Origin of the sequence: Streptomyces venezuelae (assembly GCF_008642335.1) — a bacterium.
Lineage (GTDB): Bacteria > Actinomycetota > Actinomycetes > Streptomycetales > Streptomycetaceae > Streptomyces > Streptomyces venezuelae_F.
Window position 1 is genome coordinate 2046282 of sequence record NZ_CP029191.1, and the last position, 15561, is coordinate 2061842.

General features: G+C 72.0%; 16 protein-coding genes. 5 read left to right on the forward strand and 11 right to left on the reverse strand.

Translation table 11 applies throughout. The annotated features are described in order from the left end of the window. The first annotated feature begins 85 nt into the window (after window positions 1-85). Window positions 86-2011: an anthranilate synthase family protein gene (locus DEJ49_RS09165; RefSeq protein WP_150183666.1), complete on the forward strand. Its 1926-nt coding sequence runs from the start codon at window positions 86-88 to the stop codon at window positions 2009-2011. Here DEJ49_RS09165 and DEJ49_RS09170 read toward each other — a convergent pair. From DEJ49_RS09170 to DEJ49_RS09190, 5 genes are all read right to left on the reverse strand, one after another. After that, window positions 1954-2958 (reverse strand): 2-hydroxyacid dehydrogenase, encoded by a 1005-nt coding sequence (locus tag DEJ49_RS09170; protein ID WP_150183667.1) that lies wholly within the window; start codon window positions 2956-2958, stop codon window positions 1954-1956. The genes DEJ49_RS09165 and DEJ49_RS09170 overlap by 58 nt on opposite strands. 69 nt (window positions 2959-3027) lie before the next feature. Next, window positions 3028-4065 carry a 6-phosphofructokinase gene (locus tag DEJ49_RS09175; protein WP_150183668.1) on the reverse strand — a complete coding sequence of 346 codons (1038 nt, stop codon included), beginning with the start codon at window positions 4063-4065 and terminating at the stop codon, window positions 3028-3030. A 134-nt stretch (window positions 4066-4199) separates the two neighbouring features. Then, a complete protein-coding gene (locus DEJ49_RS09180) occupies window positions 4200-4844 on the reverse strand; it encodes a response regulator (protein ID WP_150188122.1) in 645 nt (214 codons plus the stop codon). Between the two features lie 83 nt (window positions 4845-4927). Continuing rightward, entirely contained in the window at window positions 4928-6178 is a 1251-nt protein-coding gene (macS, locus tag DEJ49_RS09185) for a MacS family sensor histidine kinase (RefSeq protein ID WP_150183669.1), read from the reverse strand. Between the two features lie 44 nt (window positions 6179-6222). Next, window positions 6223-6984, reverse strand: a complete 762-nt coding sequence (locus tag DEJ49_RS09190) for a lysophospholipid acyltransferase family protein (protein ID WP_150188123.1) — start codon at window positions 6982-6984, stop codon at window positions 6223-6225. Window positions 6985-7116: 132 nt separating this feature from the next. Between DEJ49_RS09190 and DEJ49_RS09195 the strand changes: the two genes are divergently transcribed. The 4 genes from DEJ49_RS09195 (at window position 7117) to DEJ49_RS09210 (ending at window position 10346) form a co-directional block, all read left to right on the forward strand. Then, a complete protein-coding gene (locus DEJ49_RS09195; RefSeq protein WP_150183670.1) occupies window positions 7117-7896 on the forward strand; it encodes an alpha/beta hydrolase in 780 nt (259 codons plus the stop codon). Beyond that, window positions 7889-8560 (forward strand): hypothetical protein, encoded by a 672-nt coding sequence (locus tag DEJ49_RS09200; RefSeq protein ID WP_150183671.1) that lies wholly within the window; start codon window positions 7889-7891, stop codon window positions 8558-8560. Before DEJ49_RS09195 ends, DEJ49_RS09200 begins: the two co-directional genes overlap by 8 nt. Before the next feature lie 168 nt (window positions 8561-8728). Continuing rightward, a complete protein-coding gene (locus DEJ49_RS09205; protein ID WP_150183672.1) occupies window positions 8729-9355 on the forward strand; it encodes an RNA polymerase sigma factor in 627 nt (208 codons plus the stop codon). Beyond that, window positions 9348-10346: a CU044_5270 family protein gene (locus DEJ49_RS09210; RefSeq protein WP_150183673.1), complete on the forward strand. Its 999-nt coding sequence runs from the start codon at window positions 9348-9350 to the stop codon at window positions 10344-10346. Before DEJ49_RS09205 ends, DEJ49_RS09210 begins: the two co-directional genes overlap by 8 nt. Window positions 10347-10350: 4 nt before the next feature. Here the strand turns inward: DEJ49_RS09210 and DEJ49_RS09215 are convergent, their stop codons facing one another. From DEJ49_RS09215 to DEJ49_RS09240, 6 genes are all read right to left on the reverse strand, one after another. Then, window positions 10351-11100 (reverse strand): endonuclease/exonuclease/phosphatase family protein, encoded by a 750-nt coding sequence (locus DEJ49_RS09215; protein ID WP_150183674.1) that lies wholly within the window; start codon window positions 11098-11100, stop codon window positions 10351-10353. A 75-nt stretch (window positions 11101-11175) separates the two neighbouring features. Next, window positions 11176-12129: an ROK family glucokinase gene (locus tag DEJ49_RS09220; RefSeq protein ID WP_150183675.1), complete on the reverse strand. Its 954-nt coding sequence runs from the start codon at window positions 12127-12129 to the stop codon at window positions 11176-11178. 52 nt (window positions 12130-12181) lie between these two features. Then, window positions 12182-12691, reverse strand: coding sequence for a DUF5304 domain-containing protein (locus tag DEJ49_RS09225; RefSeq protein ID WP_150183676.1), 510 nt, complete (start codon window positions 12689-12691; stop codon window positions 12182-12184). Window positions 12692-12725: 34 nt separating this feature from the next. Further along, a complete protein-coding gene (locus DEJ49_RS09230) occupies window positions 12726-13886 on the reverse strand; it encodes an ArsA family ATPase (RefSeq protein WP_150183677.1) in 1161 nt (386 codons plus the stop codon). A 199-nt stretch (window positions 13887-14085) separates the two neighbouring features. Then, window positions 14086-14526: an SRPBCC family protein gene (locus DEJ49_RS09235; protein ID WP_150183678.1), complete on the reverse strand. Its 441-nt coding sequence runs from the start codon at window positions 14524-14526 to the stop codon at window positions 14086-14088. A gap of 72 nt (window positions 14527-14598) precedes the next feature. Then, complete coding sequence (locus DEJ49_RS09240; RefSeq protein WP_150188124.1) at window positions 14599-15354, reverse strand: metallophosphoesterase; 756 nt, start codon at window positions 15352-15354, stop codon at window positions 14599-14601. Window positions 15355-15561 lie beyond the last annotated feature (207 nt).

Genomic DNA, 15561 nt, shown 5'->3' on the forward strand with positions numbered 1-15561 from the left:
AGGCCGCCCGAGGGGCGGCCTTCAGTGTTTTCCGGACTCTGCCGGGAGCGGGCCGTTCCTCTCCGAGTGAGAAGGAACAGCCCCCATGCAGCCAACACAGCAGCCAGCAGAGCAGCCGACACGGCAGCTGACCGACCTCCTGTCCGACGACCGTCCCTTCGCCCTGCTGCGCCGCCGTACCCCGGGCCGCGACCACGGCACGGTCGAGGTCCTGACCGGCCCGACGGGCACGTACGAACGCCTCGCGGACATCCCCGAAGGGCTCGCCCTCGTGCCGTTCCGGCAGATCAGGGAGCGCGGCTTCGACGTCCGCGACGACGGCACGCCGCTGACCGTCCTGACGCCCGAGGAGCGGTACGAGGTGCCGCTCGCCGACGCCCTCACCGCGCTGCCCGCGCACGACGTGCGGGTCGAGGGCGGGGCCTTCGACGTGGACGACGCGGCGTACGCGGACATCGTGGGGCGGGTCCTGCGCGAGGAGATCGGGCGGGGCGAGGGCGCCAACTTCGTCATCCGGCGGACGTACGAGGGTGAGATCCCGGGCTTCGGGCGCGCGGACGCCCTCGCGCTCTTCCGGCGGCTGCTGGTGGGCGAGCGGGGCGCGTACTGGACGTACGTCGTGCACACCGGGGAGCGGACGCTCGTCGGGGCGAGCCCCGAGGTGCACGTGCGGATGTCCGGCGGGACCGTCGTCATGAACCCGATCAGCGGCACCTACCGCTATCCCGCGGAGGGCCCCACCGCCGACGACCTCCTTGCCTTCCTCTCCGACGGCAAGGAGATCGAGGAGCTCTCGATGGTCGTCGACGAGGAGCTGAAGATGATGTGCACGGTCGGCGACATGGGCGGGGTGGTGGTCGGGCCGCGCCTGAAGGAGATGGCCCACCTCGCGCACACCGAGTACGAGCTGCGCGGCAGGTCGTCGCTGGACGTGCGGGAGGTCCTGAAGGAGACGATGTTCGCGGCGACCGTCACCGGGTCGCCCGTGCAGAACGCCTGCCGTGTCATCGAGCGCCACGAGGCCGGGGGCCGCGGCTACTACGCGGGTGCCCTCGCCCTCATCGGCCGGGACGCGGGCGGCGCGCAGACACTGGACTCCCCCATCCTCATCCGCACCGCCGACATCTCCCCGGCCGGGCGCCTCCGGGTGCCGGTGGGCGCCACGCTGGTGCGCGGCTCCGACCCGATGAGCGAGGTCGCCGAGACGCACGCGAAGGCCGCGGGCGTCCTGGCCGCGCTCGGCGTACGCCCCGGACGCGCCCGCGACGAGGAGGCGCGGCCCGCGCTCGCCGACGATCCCCGGGTGCGGGCGGCCCTCGACGGGCGGCGCGCGGCGCTCGCGCCGTTCTGGCTGCGGATGCAGGAGCGCGCGGACGACCTGGCGGGGCACGTGCTCGTCGTGGACGGCGAGGACACGTTCACGGCGATGCTCGCGCACGTGCTGCGCTCCTGCGGGCTCGGCGTGTCGGTGCGGCGGTACGACGAGGAGGGGCTGCGGGAGGCCGTGCTCGCGCACGAGGGGCCCGTGGTGCTCGGTCCCGGTCCCGGCGACCCGGCCGACCTGGCCGATCCGAAGATGCGGTTCCTGCGCTCACTGGCGGCGGAGGTGGTCCGCACGCACCGGCACGGCGTGCTCGGCGTCTGTCTCGGGCACGAGCTGATCGCGGCCGAGCTGGGTCTGGAGATCGTACGGAAGGAGGTGCCGTACCAGGGTGCGCAGACGGGCATCGACCTGTTCGGGCGCACCGAGACCGTCGGGTTCTACAACAGCTTCGTGGCGCGCTGCGACGACGAGGCGGCGGGGGAGCTCGCCGCGCACGGCATCGAGGTCAGCAGGGACGCGGCGACCGGCGAGGTGCACGCCGTGCGCGGGGCGTCCTTCGCGGGCGTGCAGTTCCACCCGGAGTCGGTGCTCACGCTGCGCGGGGCCGACATCGTGCGGGAGCTGCTGGGTCAGCTCCTGTCCGGGGCCGGGACGAGGACGTTGTCGGAGCGGCGGCCCGCCAGGTAGTCCAGGACGTTGCGCACCGTGGTGTCGATGATCTGGCCGACGGCGTCCGCGGTGTAGTACGCCTGGTGGGACGTGACCACGACGTTCGGGAAGGTGACGAGGCGGGCCAGGGTGTCGTCGGCGACGACCTCAAGGGACTTGTCGAGGAAGAACAGGCCCGCCTCCGCCTCGTACACGTCCAGGCCCACCCCGGTGAAGCGGCCGGCGCGCAGCTCGCGGACCAGGGCCTCGGTGTCGATCAGGCCGCCGCGGCTGGAGTTCACCAGGATCGCGTCGTCCTTCATCGTCCGCAGCGCGTCGGCGCCGATGAGGTGCTGGGTGGTCGGGAGCAGCGGTACGTGCAGGCTGACGAGGTCGGCTTCGGCGAGGAGTTCGGCCTTGTCCACGTACTTCATGCCGAGTTCGAGGCAGGCGGGGTTCTCGGCGACGTCCCAGCCGAGCAGGCGCATGCCGAAGCCGTGGGCGATCCGGGTGAACGCCTCGCCGATCTTTCCGGTGCCGACCACGCCGACCGTGCGGCCCCGCAGGTCGCGGCCCATCAGGCCGTCGAGGCGGAAGTCGAAGTCGCGGGTGCGGTTGCTTGCGCGGACGATGCGGCGGTTGACGGCCATCGCGAGGGTCCAGGCGAACTCGGCCACCGAGTAGGGCGAGTAGTACGAGACGCGGGCGACGGTGAGGCCGAGGCGCTCGGCGACCAGCAGGTCGATGTTGTTGAACCCGGTGGACCGCTGGGCGATCATCTGCGTGCCGCCTGCGGCGAGGGTCTGCAGGACGCGGTTGTTCAGCGTGGCGTTGACGCTGGAGGAGACGATCTCGTAGCCCGCGGCGATGGGGGCGGTGTCCTCGTTGAGGAAGACGTCGACACAGCGGACGTCGTGGTGTCCCCGGAAGGCCTTCTCGATCAGCGGCTTCTCGTCGGACTGCACGCCGAACGCGAGGATCTCCATGGCCGCCAGTCTAGGGAGCACCTGTCGGGACGGCACCCGGAGCGGGCGCCGCCCCTGAAGGAGTCCGGCTCAGCCGAAGAACACCCCGACCTCCTCGTACAGCGCCGGGTCCACCGTCTTGAGGCGGGCCGTGGCCTCGGCGATCGGCACCCGCACCACGTCCGTGCCGCGCAGCGCGACCATCTTCCCGAAGTCGCCGTCCCGCACGGCCTCGATCGCGTGCAGCCCGAACCGGGTGGCGAGCCAGCGGTCGAAGGCGCTCGGAGTGCCGCCGCGCTGCACGTGCCCGAGGACGGTGGTGCGCGCCTCCTTGCCGGTGCGCCCCTCGATCTCCTTGGCCAGCCACTCGCCGACGCCGGAGAGCCTGACGTGCCCGAAAGAGTCCTGCGATCCGTCCTTGAGGACCATCTCGCCGTCCTTGGGCATGGCGCCCTCGGCGACGACGACGATGGGGGCGTACGACGCCTTGAAGCGCGAGGTCACCCAGGCGCAGACCTGGTCGACGTCGAAGCGCTGCTCCGGGATGAGGATGACGTTCGCGCCGCCCGCGAGACCGGAGTGCAGGGCGATCCAGCCCGCGTGGCGGCCCATGACCTCGACGACTAGGACGCGCATGTGCGACTCGGCGGTGGTGTGCAGGCGGTCGATGGCCTCGGTGGCGATGCCGACGGCGGTGTCGAAACCGAAGGTGTAGTCGGTCGCGGAGAGGTCGTTGTCGATGGTCTTGGGGACGCCGACGACCGGGACGCCGTACTCGTCGGTGAGCCGTGCGGCGACGCCGAGGGTGTCCTCGCCGCCGATCGCGATGAGGGAGTCCACCTCGTACTTGGCGAGGTTCTCCTTGATGCGGCGCACCCCGTTCTCCGCCTTGAACGGGTTGGTGCGCGACGAGCCGAGGATGGTGCCGCCGCGCGGCAGGATGCCGCGGACCGCGGGGATGTCGAGCGGGACGGTGTCGCCCTCCAGCGGACCGCGCCAGCCGTCCCGGAAGCCGACGAAGTCGTAGTCGTACTCCTGCACGCCCTTGCGGACGGCGCCGCGGATCACCGCGTTGAGCCCGGGGCAGTCGCCGCCGCCGGTCAGTACGCCGATTTTCTTGGCCCCCATAGGAGCAGTCCCTTCGCCTCAGTGACCTGATGCGAGTCACGCTAATGGTGATCCAGGTCACTGCGGCACGGTGCGAACGGTCAATTCCCTTGCGGCGCTTGGGAGTTGATCATGCACATTCACCCGTACGAGGGTCAGGCGCTGTCGATGCCGCGCTCTATCGCGTACCGCACGAGCTCCACCCTGTTGTGCAGCTGGAGTTTGCCCAGGGTGTTCTGGACGTGGTTCTGGACGGTGCGGTGCGAGATGACCAGGCGCTCGGCGATCTGCTTGTAGCTGAGGCCCTTGGCGACCAGGCGCAGGACCTCCGTCTCGCGGTCGGTGAGCTGCGGGGCCCTCGGGTCCTCCGGGGTGCCGGCGGCGGGCTCGGTGGCCAGGCGGCGGTACTCGCCGAGGACCAGGCCCGCGAGGCCGGGCGTGAAGACCGCGTCGCCGACCGCCGTACGGCGCACCGCGTCGATCAGCTCCTCGGTTGACGCCGACTTCAGCAGGTAGCCGGTGGCGCCGGACTTGACCGCCTCCAGGACGTCGGCGTGCTCGCCGCTGGCCGAGAGGACCAGGACGCGCAGCGCGGGGTTGGCGCCGACGAGCTCCTTGCAGACCTGCACGCCGGGCTTCAGCGGCAGGTTCAGGTCGAGGACAAGGACGTCGGGGGCGGCGGCCTGCGCGCGACGCACCGCCTGCTCGCCGTCGCCCGCCGTGGCGACCACGTCGAGCCCCGCCTCGGCCAGGTCACGGGCCACGGCGTCGCGCCACATGGGGTGGTCGTCGACGACCATGACCTTGATCGGATCGGCCGCCCGGCCGTCCCCGCCGGACCCCGTGGTCCCCGTGGCCGGTTCCTGTCGCTGCTGCTGCTCGCTCATCTCGCCTTTCCTGCCTTCCCCCGTGTGTCCCGCGCCTGTTCGCGCGGCACTCTCAGTTCCACTTCCGTGCCCTGGCCCGGCACCGAGATCAGCTCGGCCGTGCCCCCGATGTCCCGCAGCCGCCCCCGGATCGACAGGGCCACACCGAGGCGGCCCTCCCCCTCCGCCTCCACGAGCCGCCCCTCCGGGATGCCGGGGCCGTCGTCCCTGACCGTCACGATCACCTCGTCGGGCTCGTCCTCGACCAGGATCCACGCGCGTGCCTCCGCGCCGGCATGCCTGCGGACATTGTCCAGGGCGGCACCGACGGCGGCCGCCAGCTCCCGTGCGGTCCCCGGCGCGAGAAGCACCGGCGCCCCGGGCTCGGAGAGCGTGACCTTCGACCCCGCGTGCGCGGCGAGCAGCGGGCGCAGGTCGCGGGGTGCCGCGTCGTCCGGCTCGTCCGGGCCGTTGTCGGGCACCTCGAAGGCGCGGACGACGGCGCCCTGCGCGATGTCCTCCGACACGTGCGAGGCGGGCACCATGCCCCCGGCGACCAGAGTGCGCAGGGCGACCTCCTGCTCCCCGGCGAGCCGGCCGAGCTCCGCGGCCTCGCCGCCGATGGCGGTGCCGCGCCGCTGCACCATGGCCAGGACCTGGAGGACGCTGTCGTGGATGTCGCGGGCGAGGCGTTCGCGCTCGCGGGTCGCGGCCTCTATCTCCAGGGCGCGGGCGAGGGTGCGCTCGGAGGCGCGGGCCAGCTCCACGACGTAGCCGATGGCGATGGAGGCGATGCAGACCAGCAGGACGTTGTGCAGGGTGTCGCGGCTGAACGCGCCGCGCTGCACCACGTTGGCGACGCCCACGAGCAGGGACGCCGATGCCGCCCAGCGCCAGCCGCCCTTGATGGCGAACGCGAGCACGGAGCCCGCGGTCCATATGGAGGGCAGCGTCGGGGAGCCGTCGGTGATGCGCTGCTGCGAATCGGCGAGCGGCGTCAGGAGGATGCCGACGAGCGCGACGGTCAGGTCCGCGAACAGGAACCGCCGGGTGCAGCTCGCCGCGTTCGCGACGCGGGGCAGGGTGGCCAGGGTCCAGGGAGCGAGCACCGCGTAGTAGGCGATGGCCAGCCAGGGGCGGTCGAGCTTCTCGTGGGCCGCCACGAAGAGCCCGATCGCGTACAGCATCGTCAGGACGCGGTAGGCGGTGAGCGCGCGCCACAGCGGCTGCTCGACCGACATCCTCATGACTTTCTCGCGCTTGGCCATGTCCCCCACCGCCGCCCGTGTGCCCCACCCCTGAACGGACGCGGCTAGGAGCCGGACCGTTCCTTGTCGCCCTTCTCGGCCTTCTCGGCCTTCTCGCCCTTGTCGGCCGCCTTGGCGGCCTTCGCCGCCTCGGCGATCTGGCGCTTCGCGGCCGTCGCGTACATGTCGACGTACTCCTGGCCGGAGAGCTTCATGATCTCGTACATGACCTCGTCGGTCAGCGCGCGCAGCACGAAGCGGTCCTGCTCCATGCCCTGGTAGCGCGTGAAGTCGAGCGGCTTGCCGATGCGGATGCCGGGACGCATCAGCTTGGGCATCACCTTGCCGGGCGGCTGGATCTTCTCCGTGTCGATCATCGCGACGGGGAGGACGGGCGCACCGGTGGCGAGCGCCACGCGCGCGAGGCCGCCCGGCTTGCCGCGGTAGAGGCGTCCGTCGGGCGAACGCGTGCCCTCGGGATAGATGCCGAAGAGCTCACCCCGCTCCAGGACCTCGATGCCGCTCTTGATGGCCGCCTCGCCGGCGCCGCGCCCGCCGGAGCGGTCCACGGGCAGCTGGCCCACGCCCTTGAAGAAGGCAGCGGTGAGCTTGCCCTTCACGCCGGGCGAGGTGAAGTACTCCGCCTTGGCGATGAAGGTGACCTTGCGGTCGAGGACCGCGGGTAGGAAGAAGGAGTCCGAGAACGAGAGGTGGTTGCTCGCGAGAATCGCTGGGCCCTCGGCGGGGACGTTCTCAAGGCCCTCCACCCAGGGCCTGAAGCCGAGCTTCAGCGGCCCTCCGATGGCAACCTTCATTGCGCCGTAGATCAAACCGAGTGCCTCCTGTGTCTGTGGATCAGACCTTAACCCGGGGTACGGCCAATGGGCCCGACGACCCTGGTCGGTGTCAGTCCGGTCGCGTACGGTGAAGTACTCCCACCTCTCACGAAGGAGACCGAAGTGCCGGTCCTCCCCGGAGCCGAGCCGTACCGCCACGAAGGCGGCGAGATCGGCGTCCTCCTCTGCCACGGCTTCACCGGTTCCCCGCAGTCGCTGCGCCCCTGGGCCGAGTACCTCGCGGAGCGCGGCCTGACCGTCTCGCTGCCGCTCCTGCCCGGCCACGGCACACGCTGGGAGGACATGCAGGTCACGGGCTGGCAGGACTGGTACGCGGAGGTGGAGCGCGAGCTGCGGTCGCTCCTGGAGCGGTGCGAGCGGGTCTTCGTCTTCGGGCTCTCCATGGGCGGGGCGCTCGCGCTGCGCCTGGCGGCGAAGCACGGGGACGCGGTCGCCGGACTCGTCCTCGTCAACCCGGGGAACAAGGTGCACGGCCTCGCGGCGCACGCGCTGCCCGTCGCCCGGCACCTCGTGCCGAGCACGAAGGGCATCGTCAGCGACATCGCGAAGCCCGGCTCCGAAGAGGTCGGGTACCACCGCATCCCGCTGCACGCAGCGCACTCGCTGCGCCGGTTCTTCCGCGTGGTCGACGCCGAGCTGCCGCAGGTGACGCAGCCGCTCGTGGTGCTGCACAGCCCGCGCGACCACGTGGTGCCGCCCGCCGACTCGGCCCGCATCCTCAGCCGCGTCTCCTCCACGGACGTCACGGAGATCCTGCTGGAACAGAGCTACCACGTCGCGACGTTGGACCACGATGCGGACCGGATCTTCGAGGAGAGTCACGCGTTCATCGGCCGGCTCGCCCCCAGCGTCGGTAAGGAAGGGACGGCCACCGGTGGCTGAGCACGAGGCGGACCGCGAGGACAGCCGCGAGCCCGAGAAGAGCAAGGTGCCCGCGGACGGGACACCCGTGGACGGCACGCCCGCGGACGGCGTGCCCCTGGACGAGGACGCCGCCTGGCGGGCGATCGTCGCGGGGTACGGCGAGGAGCCCGCGGACCCGCCGGGCGCCAAGCCGTTCAAGTCCATCGAGGACCTGGCGCTCCTGGAGACGGAGACCAACGGCCCCGCGGGCGGCCCGGACGGGACGACGGAGGGCAAGTCCGGCATCGACAAGCCGGGCCCGGCCAGTCCCGGCCCCGACAAGCCGCTCGGCAGCTCCGTCTCCTTCGCACCCGGCGTCGGCCCCGGCACCGGCGGCCCGCGTGACTACACCACGCCGGAGCCCTCCGAGAGCGACTTCGACGCGGACGACGAGGGACACTTCGTGCCGCCCGAGCCGCCCCCGCTGCCCGAGGCCGACGTGACGGCCAAGTTCGCCTGGCTCGCCGTGCTCGGCGGCCCGCTGCTCATCCTCCTCGCCGTGCTGTTCGGCTGGCAGATGACGTGGTGGCTGACCACGCTCGGCATCGGCGGCTTCCTGGGCGGTTTCGCCACACTGGTGGTGCGGATGAACAGCGGGGACGACGAGGAGGACGACGACCCGGGACGCGGCGCGGTCGTCTGAGTCCACCCTCCACCACAGCCTTCGGGGCCCGTCCGGAACCTCTCCGGGCGGGCCCCCGCGTATGCCGCACACCTCGATGGAACCCGATCGGCCCGAGCGGCGAAGGAGAGGTGACACACCGAACGAGCCCAAGCCTTCGAGGCGTTCAGACGAACGAAAGGAGCCCCGATGACCGTCGATCCCGGCGTCCCCCTTCGCACGGGGCAGCGCACCTGCGAGAAGAGCGACGCCTGGTCCATCGAGCGGTCCCGGGACGAGCCCGAGCAGTTCGCCGCCCTCTTCGACCGGCATGCCGACGCCGTGTACCGGTACGCGGCCCGCCGGCTCGGCCCCGAGGCGGCGGAAGACCTGATGTCCGACACCTTCACCACCGCCTTCAAGGAGCGCCACCGCTACGACCTGGCGCGGGCCGACGCCCGCCCCTGGCTGTTCGGCATCGCGACCAACCTGATCGGCCGGCACCGCAGGGCCGAGGCCCGCCGCTTCAAGGCGCTGGCCAGGGTGCCCGCGCCGGTGCCGCACGACGAGCCGGTCGCCGACCTCGCGGTCGCCCGCGCGGGTGCCGAGGGGCTCCGCGGCGACCTGGCCGCGGCCCTGGCCGGGCTCTCGGCCCGGCACCGCGACGTGGTCCTCCTCGTGGCGTGGGCCGACCTCGACTACGAAGAGGCGGCCCAGGCGTTGGGGGTGCCCGTCGGCACCGTCAGATCGAGACTGCACCGGGCCCGCAGCACATTGCGCGAAGCACTGGGCGGATCCGATCCGACAGCTTTCCAGGAGGCACACGCCCATGAATGAGCTCGATGAACTGCGCGACTGGGACACGGGGGCTCCCCCGCTGGACGACGACACCCGCCACCGCGCGCGCGTGCGCCTGTTCGCCGCGATGAACGACGAGCCGACGGCTCGGGTACGTCCCCTGTGGCGCCGCCCCGTGCTGCGCGTCGCCGTCGCCGGGACCGTCGCGGCCGCCGTGGCGGGCACCGTGCTGGTCGCGGTGAACACCGGGGGCGACGAGGAAGCCCGCGCCAAGCCGCCCGCCGACAGCGCGCCGTCGATGCGCAACGTCAGCGCACGCGCCGTGCTGAACGGCGCGGCCGCGTACGAACGGAAGCACGAGAGGACCGTCGCCCCGCGCGACGACCAGTACATCTACACGAAGGAGATCATCAAGGAGACCGAGCAGCGCACGGGCGCGGTCAAACGGCACGTCGACGAGAACTGGCGTTCCGTGGACGGTTCGAAGCGCTCCTGGATCATGGAGATCGGCCACGGCTGGTGGTCGGAGCCCGACAAGGACAACGAGACGTCCTGGCCCCCGCAGGACTGGGGCACCCTGAAGAAGCTCCCGACCGACCCGGAGAAGCTGATCCTCTCGCTGCTCCACAAGACGGGACCGAACGACAGGAACGACTCGCTGGACGAGATCACCGACCAGGAGTGGCCGGACATCCACTTCAGCCTCGCCGGCCTCCTGAAACTCGTCCCGGTGATGCCGGAGGGCCTGCGCCCGGCCGCGTACGAGGCGCTGGGCATGGTCCCCGGGGTGAAGGCGGTCCCCGGCCAGAAGGACGCCAAGGGCCGCACGGGGGTGGCCATCACCTACGACGACCCGACGGGGCAGGGCATGTCGTTCGGCGGCCACTTCATCTTCGACCCGAAGACGTACGCCTTCCTGGGCTTCCGTGACACGCGCTCATCGGGTGACGGCAAGAACATGAAGACGTACACCCAGCTCTCGTACCTCGACAGCTGGGCGATCACCGACAAGGTGAAACAGCGCCCCTAGGGCCTCACCGGGGGACTCTGAGGGCGGCCAGGACCGGCAGGTGGTCCGTGGCCGCCCTCAGGTCGTCCGGGCCCACCCCGGGCAGGTCCAACGGCACGCCGCAGCCGAGGACTTCGATGCCGGGGGTCGCGAAGAGCGCGTCGATGCGCTGGTGCGGGTCGGCCGGCGTGGAGGTGTTCTCGCCGCCCCACGGCTTGACCGCCCAGCAGTCCTGGAGAGCCTCGGCGAGCCTGCGGAACGTCCGGCCGCCGGGCCGCTCGTTGAGGTCACCGCCCGCGACCGCGTGCTCCACGCCCATCCCCGCGAGCCGGTCGAGCAGCATCCCGCCCTGGTCGTACCGCTCGTCGCCCTGCAGGCTCAGGTGGCAGCTCAGGACGCCGAGCCTGGCGCCGCCGAAGCGGACGACGGCGGTCGCGAAGCCGCGCCGGTGCAGACCGGGGGTGAGCGGCAGCAGCACGTCCTCGGTGCGCTCGACCGTGGCGCGCAGCGAGCAGAGCAGCGCGGGTCCGGCCGCGGAGCCGCCGCCGGAGAGGATCACCAGGTCGGCGGCGCGCGCGAGTCGGGCCAGCTTCTTGCGCCAGCGGAAGAACCGCGGGGCCTCTTGGACCAGGACGAGGTCGGGGGCGCAGGCGGCGATGACCCGGGCGAGCGCGGCGGTGTCGTCGCGCATCGAACGGATGTTGTAGCTGAGCACCCGGATGACGGCCGAACCGTCGGGTTCAGTGCGGGAGTTGGGGAGCGGTTCGCTGACCATGGCGATCAAGATACGACAGCGCCCGCCGCTCCCCCGAAGGGACGCGACGGGCTCCGTACACCTGTCGTCACGAGGTCACATGACCGGATCCGGCTCCCGCGCCAGGTCCGCCGCTCCGACCAGACCCGCGTCGTTGCCCAGCTGGGCCGCGATGACCTGCGCCTCGGGGCGCCACGCCGCGCCGACGAGCCAGCGCTTGAAGGACTTGCGGATCGGGTCGAGGACCAGCTCGCCCTCGTCCGACAGGCCGCCGCCGACGATGAACGCGGACGGGTCGAAGAGCGACGCCAGGTCGGCGAGGCCCGCGCCCGCCCAGCGGGCCAGCTCGCGGTAGGAGTCGATGGCGACGGCGTCGCCCTGCCGCGCGGCCATCGAGATGTGCTTGCCCTCGATGCCCTCGGGGGTGCCGTCGCCCAGCGAGAGCAGGTACTCGGCGTTCTCGGGGGTGGCGTTGGCGCGCTGCTTCGCGTACCGCACGAGGGCGCGCCCCGACGCGTACTGCTCCCAGCAGCCCTGGCTGCCGCAGCCGCAGAGCAGGCCGTCCGGCACCATCCGGATGTGGCCGAACTCGGCGGCGACGCCGAAGTGACCGCGGCGCAGCTTGTTGCCGATGATGATGCCGCCGCCGAGACCGGTGCCGAGCGTGATGCAGATGACGTTGCGGTGGCCCTTGCCGCCACCGAAGCGGTACTCGCCCCAGGCCGCCGCGTTCGCGTCGTTCTCCACGACCACGGGCAGGCCGACGCGCTTCTCGACCTCTTCCTTGAGCGGTTCCTGGCGCCAGTCGATGTTCGGCGCGAAGTAGACCGTGGAGCGCTGCCGGTTGACGTATCCGGCGGCGCCGATGCCGACGCCGACGATGTCGTGCCCGGCCCGTGCGCCCGCCACGGCGGAGGCGATCGCGTCGACGATGGCCTCGGAAGTACCAGGGGTCGGCACCTTGAAGGTCGAGAGGATGTTGCCGTCCTCGTCGACCACTCCGGCCGCGATCTTGGTGCCGCCGATGTCGACGCCGATGGTGAGTCCCATGAATCCCTCAGTTCGATCGAGCCCCGCTACGGCCCACCGTACCCGAGGGGCATCAGTCCAGATCGATGTGTTCGCCCGCGGAGGAGCCGCCGTCTCGGGGGTCCCGGCCGGGCGCGGCGTCCTTCGTGGCGTCCCTCGTCGCGTCCTTCGAGGTGTCGTCCGCGGCGTCGCCGCGAGTCCACCGGCTCTCCTGGCCCTCGACCGCCGAGCGGTAGGCGGCGAGCAGCTCGGAGCCCGCCGCGGCGAGGTGGTCGAAGACGTCGGGGTTGCGTTCGATGACCGGCTCGACGACGGCCTTCGCCTCCTTGGCGACCTGCCGGAGCGTCTGCTCGACGGCGCCCTGCGCGACCGCGCCGAGCAGCGGTGCCTGCAGTCCGGAGAGCTTGTCCGACACGACGTCGAAGAGCTTGCGCAGCTCCTCGGCGGCGGAGCCGGGCGGCGGCCCGTACTGGGCGCGGCGGCGGGCCTTCTCCGCCGCGAGGTCCTCGGCGCACGCCCGCTCCCAGGCGTCGGCGTGACTTTCCTGGGGTTCCGGGGCTTCGCGCTCGGTGGCATCGCTCATGCCACTCGACGTTACCCGAATGGAGGTACGACGTTCACCGCTCGCGCGGCCACAGGTCCGGGTCGGGCGCGAACCGTACCCTCAGCTCGCCCTCGCGCAGCCCGGCGCCCGCGACGGTGCAGCGGCGCAGCGCAGACGGCAGGGTCACGATGCGGCGGTAGGGGCCGGCGGTGACGACGAGCTCGTCGCCGCGCCGGATCAGACCCAGCTCCTCACGGGTGACGAAGGGCAGCGGGATGTGCCATACGTACGCGTGACTGCCGTCGTCCTCGGGGGCCTCGGTGACAGGCCAGACGGCAGGGGCGGGGGCCGCCGCGGGCGCCGTCAGGCCGAGGGCTTGGAGGTCGTCGGTGCCGCGGGGGTCGCGGCCGAGGTGCGGGACCCTGACGACGTGGTCGTACGTCGACTCCCACACGTCGAGCGTCTTGTGCTGCTGCGCGCTGAGCCCGGCGAGCCAGGTGTCGGGGCTGGCGTCCGGCAGGATCCGGTTGGCGACGACGAGGTCGGTGCGCAGGCCGTGCAGGGCGAGGCCGGTGGCGGCGGCACGGACGGCGTCGGCGCCCGCGGGGCCGGGTTCGGCGACCAGGCGGACGGTGGTGCCGGGGGCCTCGATCACGCGCTGGACGGCGGCGAGTTCGTCCTCCCCGCGGGCCGCGGCCTCGTACAGCCAGGAGGCGGGCATGGGGACACCGGCAAGCCGGCCGAGCATGGGGCGCAGGGCGCGGGCCGCCTGGCGCTCGGGCGGGAGCAGCCTGCGCAGATAGCGGCGGAGCTGCTCGGGCAGGGCGAGGGTCGCGAGGGCCTTGGGGGTGGGCGGAAGGTCGACGACCACGGTGTCGTACGTGTCGTCGCGGGCGGCGTCGCGCAGGGCGCGCAGCAGCGCGAGCTCCTCGGCGCCGGGCAGCGGGGTCAGCTCCTCGCCGTCCAGGCGCTCGGCGCCGAGCAGGTCCAGGGCGGAGGCGGCACGTTCCTGCAGGGCGAGCAGGTCCTCGCGGAAGCGGGTGTCGGGGGCGGGGCGGAGGGGGGTGAGCCCCGGATGCGCGTCCGGGGCGCCGAGGACCGCGCCGAGGGTGTCGGCGCGGTCGGCGGAGATCACCAGGGTCCGGTGGCCGGCCCGCGCCGCGGCGAGTGCCGTGGCGGCGGCGACGGTGGTGCGTCCGGAGCCGCCGGGGCCGGTGATGAGGAGGGTGCGCATGGTTCTGAACGGTAGCTGGCGGGGCGCCTGGGTGGGTGGGGTGCCCACTCGCCGTGGGGGGTTTGTTCGTTTGCGGCTGCCGGTTCGTTGTGGCTGGTCGCGCAGTTCCCCGCGCCCCTGAAGCGAGGGCTTCGCCCCGCTTCCCACCCGCCCCCGTGTTCCCCACCGGCCCCCGTGCGCCTGAAGCCCCCTAGGCCCTCTAGACCTCCTTCGACTCCACCCGCTTCTTCAGGCCTGCCAGGGCTCGGTCGATGATGACCTTTTCCGCCTTGCGCTTGATCATGCCGAGCATGGGGATCTTGACGTCGACGGTGAGGCGGTAGGTGACCTCGGTGCCGGAGGCGGTGGGGCGCAGGAGGTAGGAGCCGTCCAGGGAGCGGAGCATCTGGGACTTGACCAGGGTCCAACTGACCTCGTCGTCGCCGGTCCAGGTGTAGCCCAGCGTCTGGTCGTCCTTGATCGCGCCCGCGTCCATGACGAGGCGGACCTGCTCGGCGCGGCCCCGCTCGTCCGTGGCGAGCACCTGGGCCTCCTTCACCTCACCCGTCCAGTCCGGGTAGCGCGCGAAGTCGGCGATCACTCCCATGACCTCGGCCGGTGCCGCCTCGATCGTGATGCTCGAGCTGGTGTGTTCCGCCATCGCTGTGGCTCCTCCAGATGCGGTCCGGGATGAGGGTGGTGCAACGCGTGAAGGCTACCGCGCGCGGGACGGTCACCACTCCAGGGCCCAGGGCCTGGACGTCCCGGCGAAGTGCCCGACGTTCACGCACTCCGTGGCGCCGACCCGCATGCGCCGGACCAGCGGCTGGTGGACGTGGCCGAAGAGCGCGTACTTGGGGCGGGTCCGGTGGACCGCGTCGAGCAGCGCCCGGCTGCCCCGCTCGAAACGGCGCGCCACGGTGTCGTAGAGGAGCTCGGGTACGTCCGGCGGGATGTGGGTGCACAGGACGTCGACCTCGCCGACGGCCTCGATCTTGGCGGCGTACTCCTCGTCGGAGATCTCGTAGGGCGTACGCATCGGGGTGCGCAGTCCGCCGCCGACGAAGCCGAAGACGCGGCCGCCGATCTCGACGCGCTCGCCGTCGAGGACGGTGGTGCCCGGTCCCGCGTACTCGGGCCACAGGGTGGGGATGTCGACGTTGCCGTAGGTGGCGTAGGTCGGAGTGGGGAGGACGGCGAACATGTCGGCGTACTGCTTGCGGACGGCGCGCTCGATCACCGCGGCCCGGTCGCTGTCGACCGTCCCCCACAGTTTTCGGCCGAATTCCCTGGCCTCGTCGAAACGGCGTGCGGTACGCAGCTCCACCAGCCTCGTCGCGTTCTCGGCGCCGAACAGGTCGGGGAAGATGCCGCGCGAGTGGTCGGCGTAGTCGAGGAAGAGCACGAGGTCGCCGAGGCAGACCAGCGCGTCCGCGCCGTCCCCCGCACGCGCGAGTGCTTCGGTGTTGCCGTGCACGTCACTGACCACGTTGACCCGGAAAGCTGGCATGCCGATCACCCTAGGACGGTCGTCGCGAGGGCGGTAGAGGCCCGTTCCAGCGGCCGGACCTGCGGTTACTTCCGAGTCGGGAAGACGGTGGCGTACTGTGCGATTCAGACCACGACGACGTGTGACGCACCGAACATCTGGGCCCGCCCCCCTACCGAACCAGCCATACCGATGGGTAACGTCCGG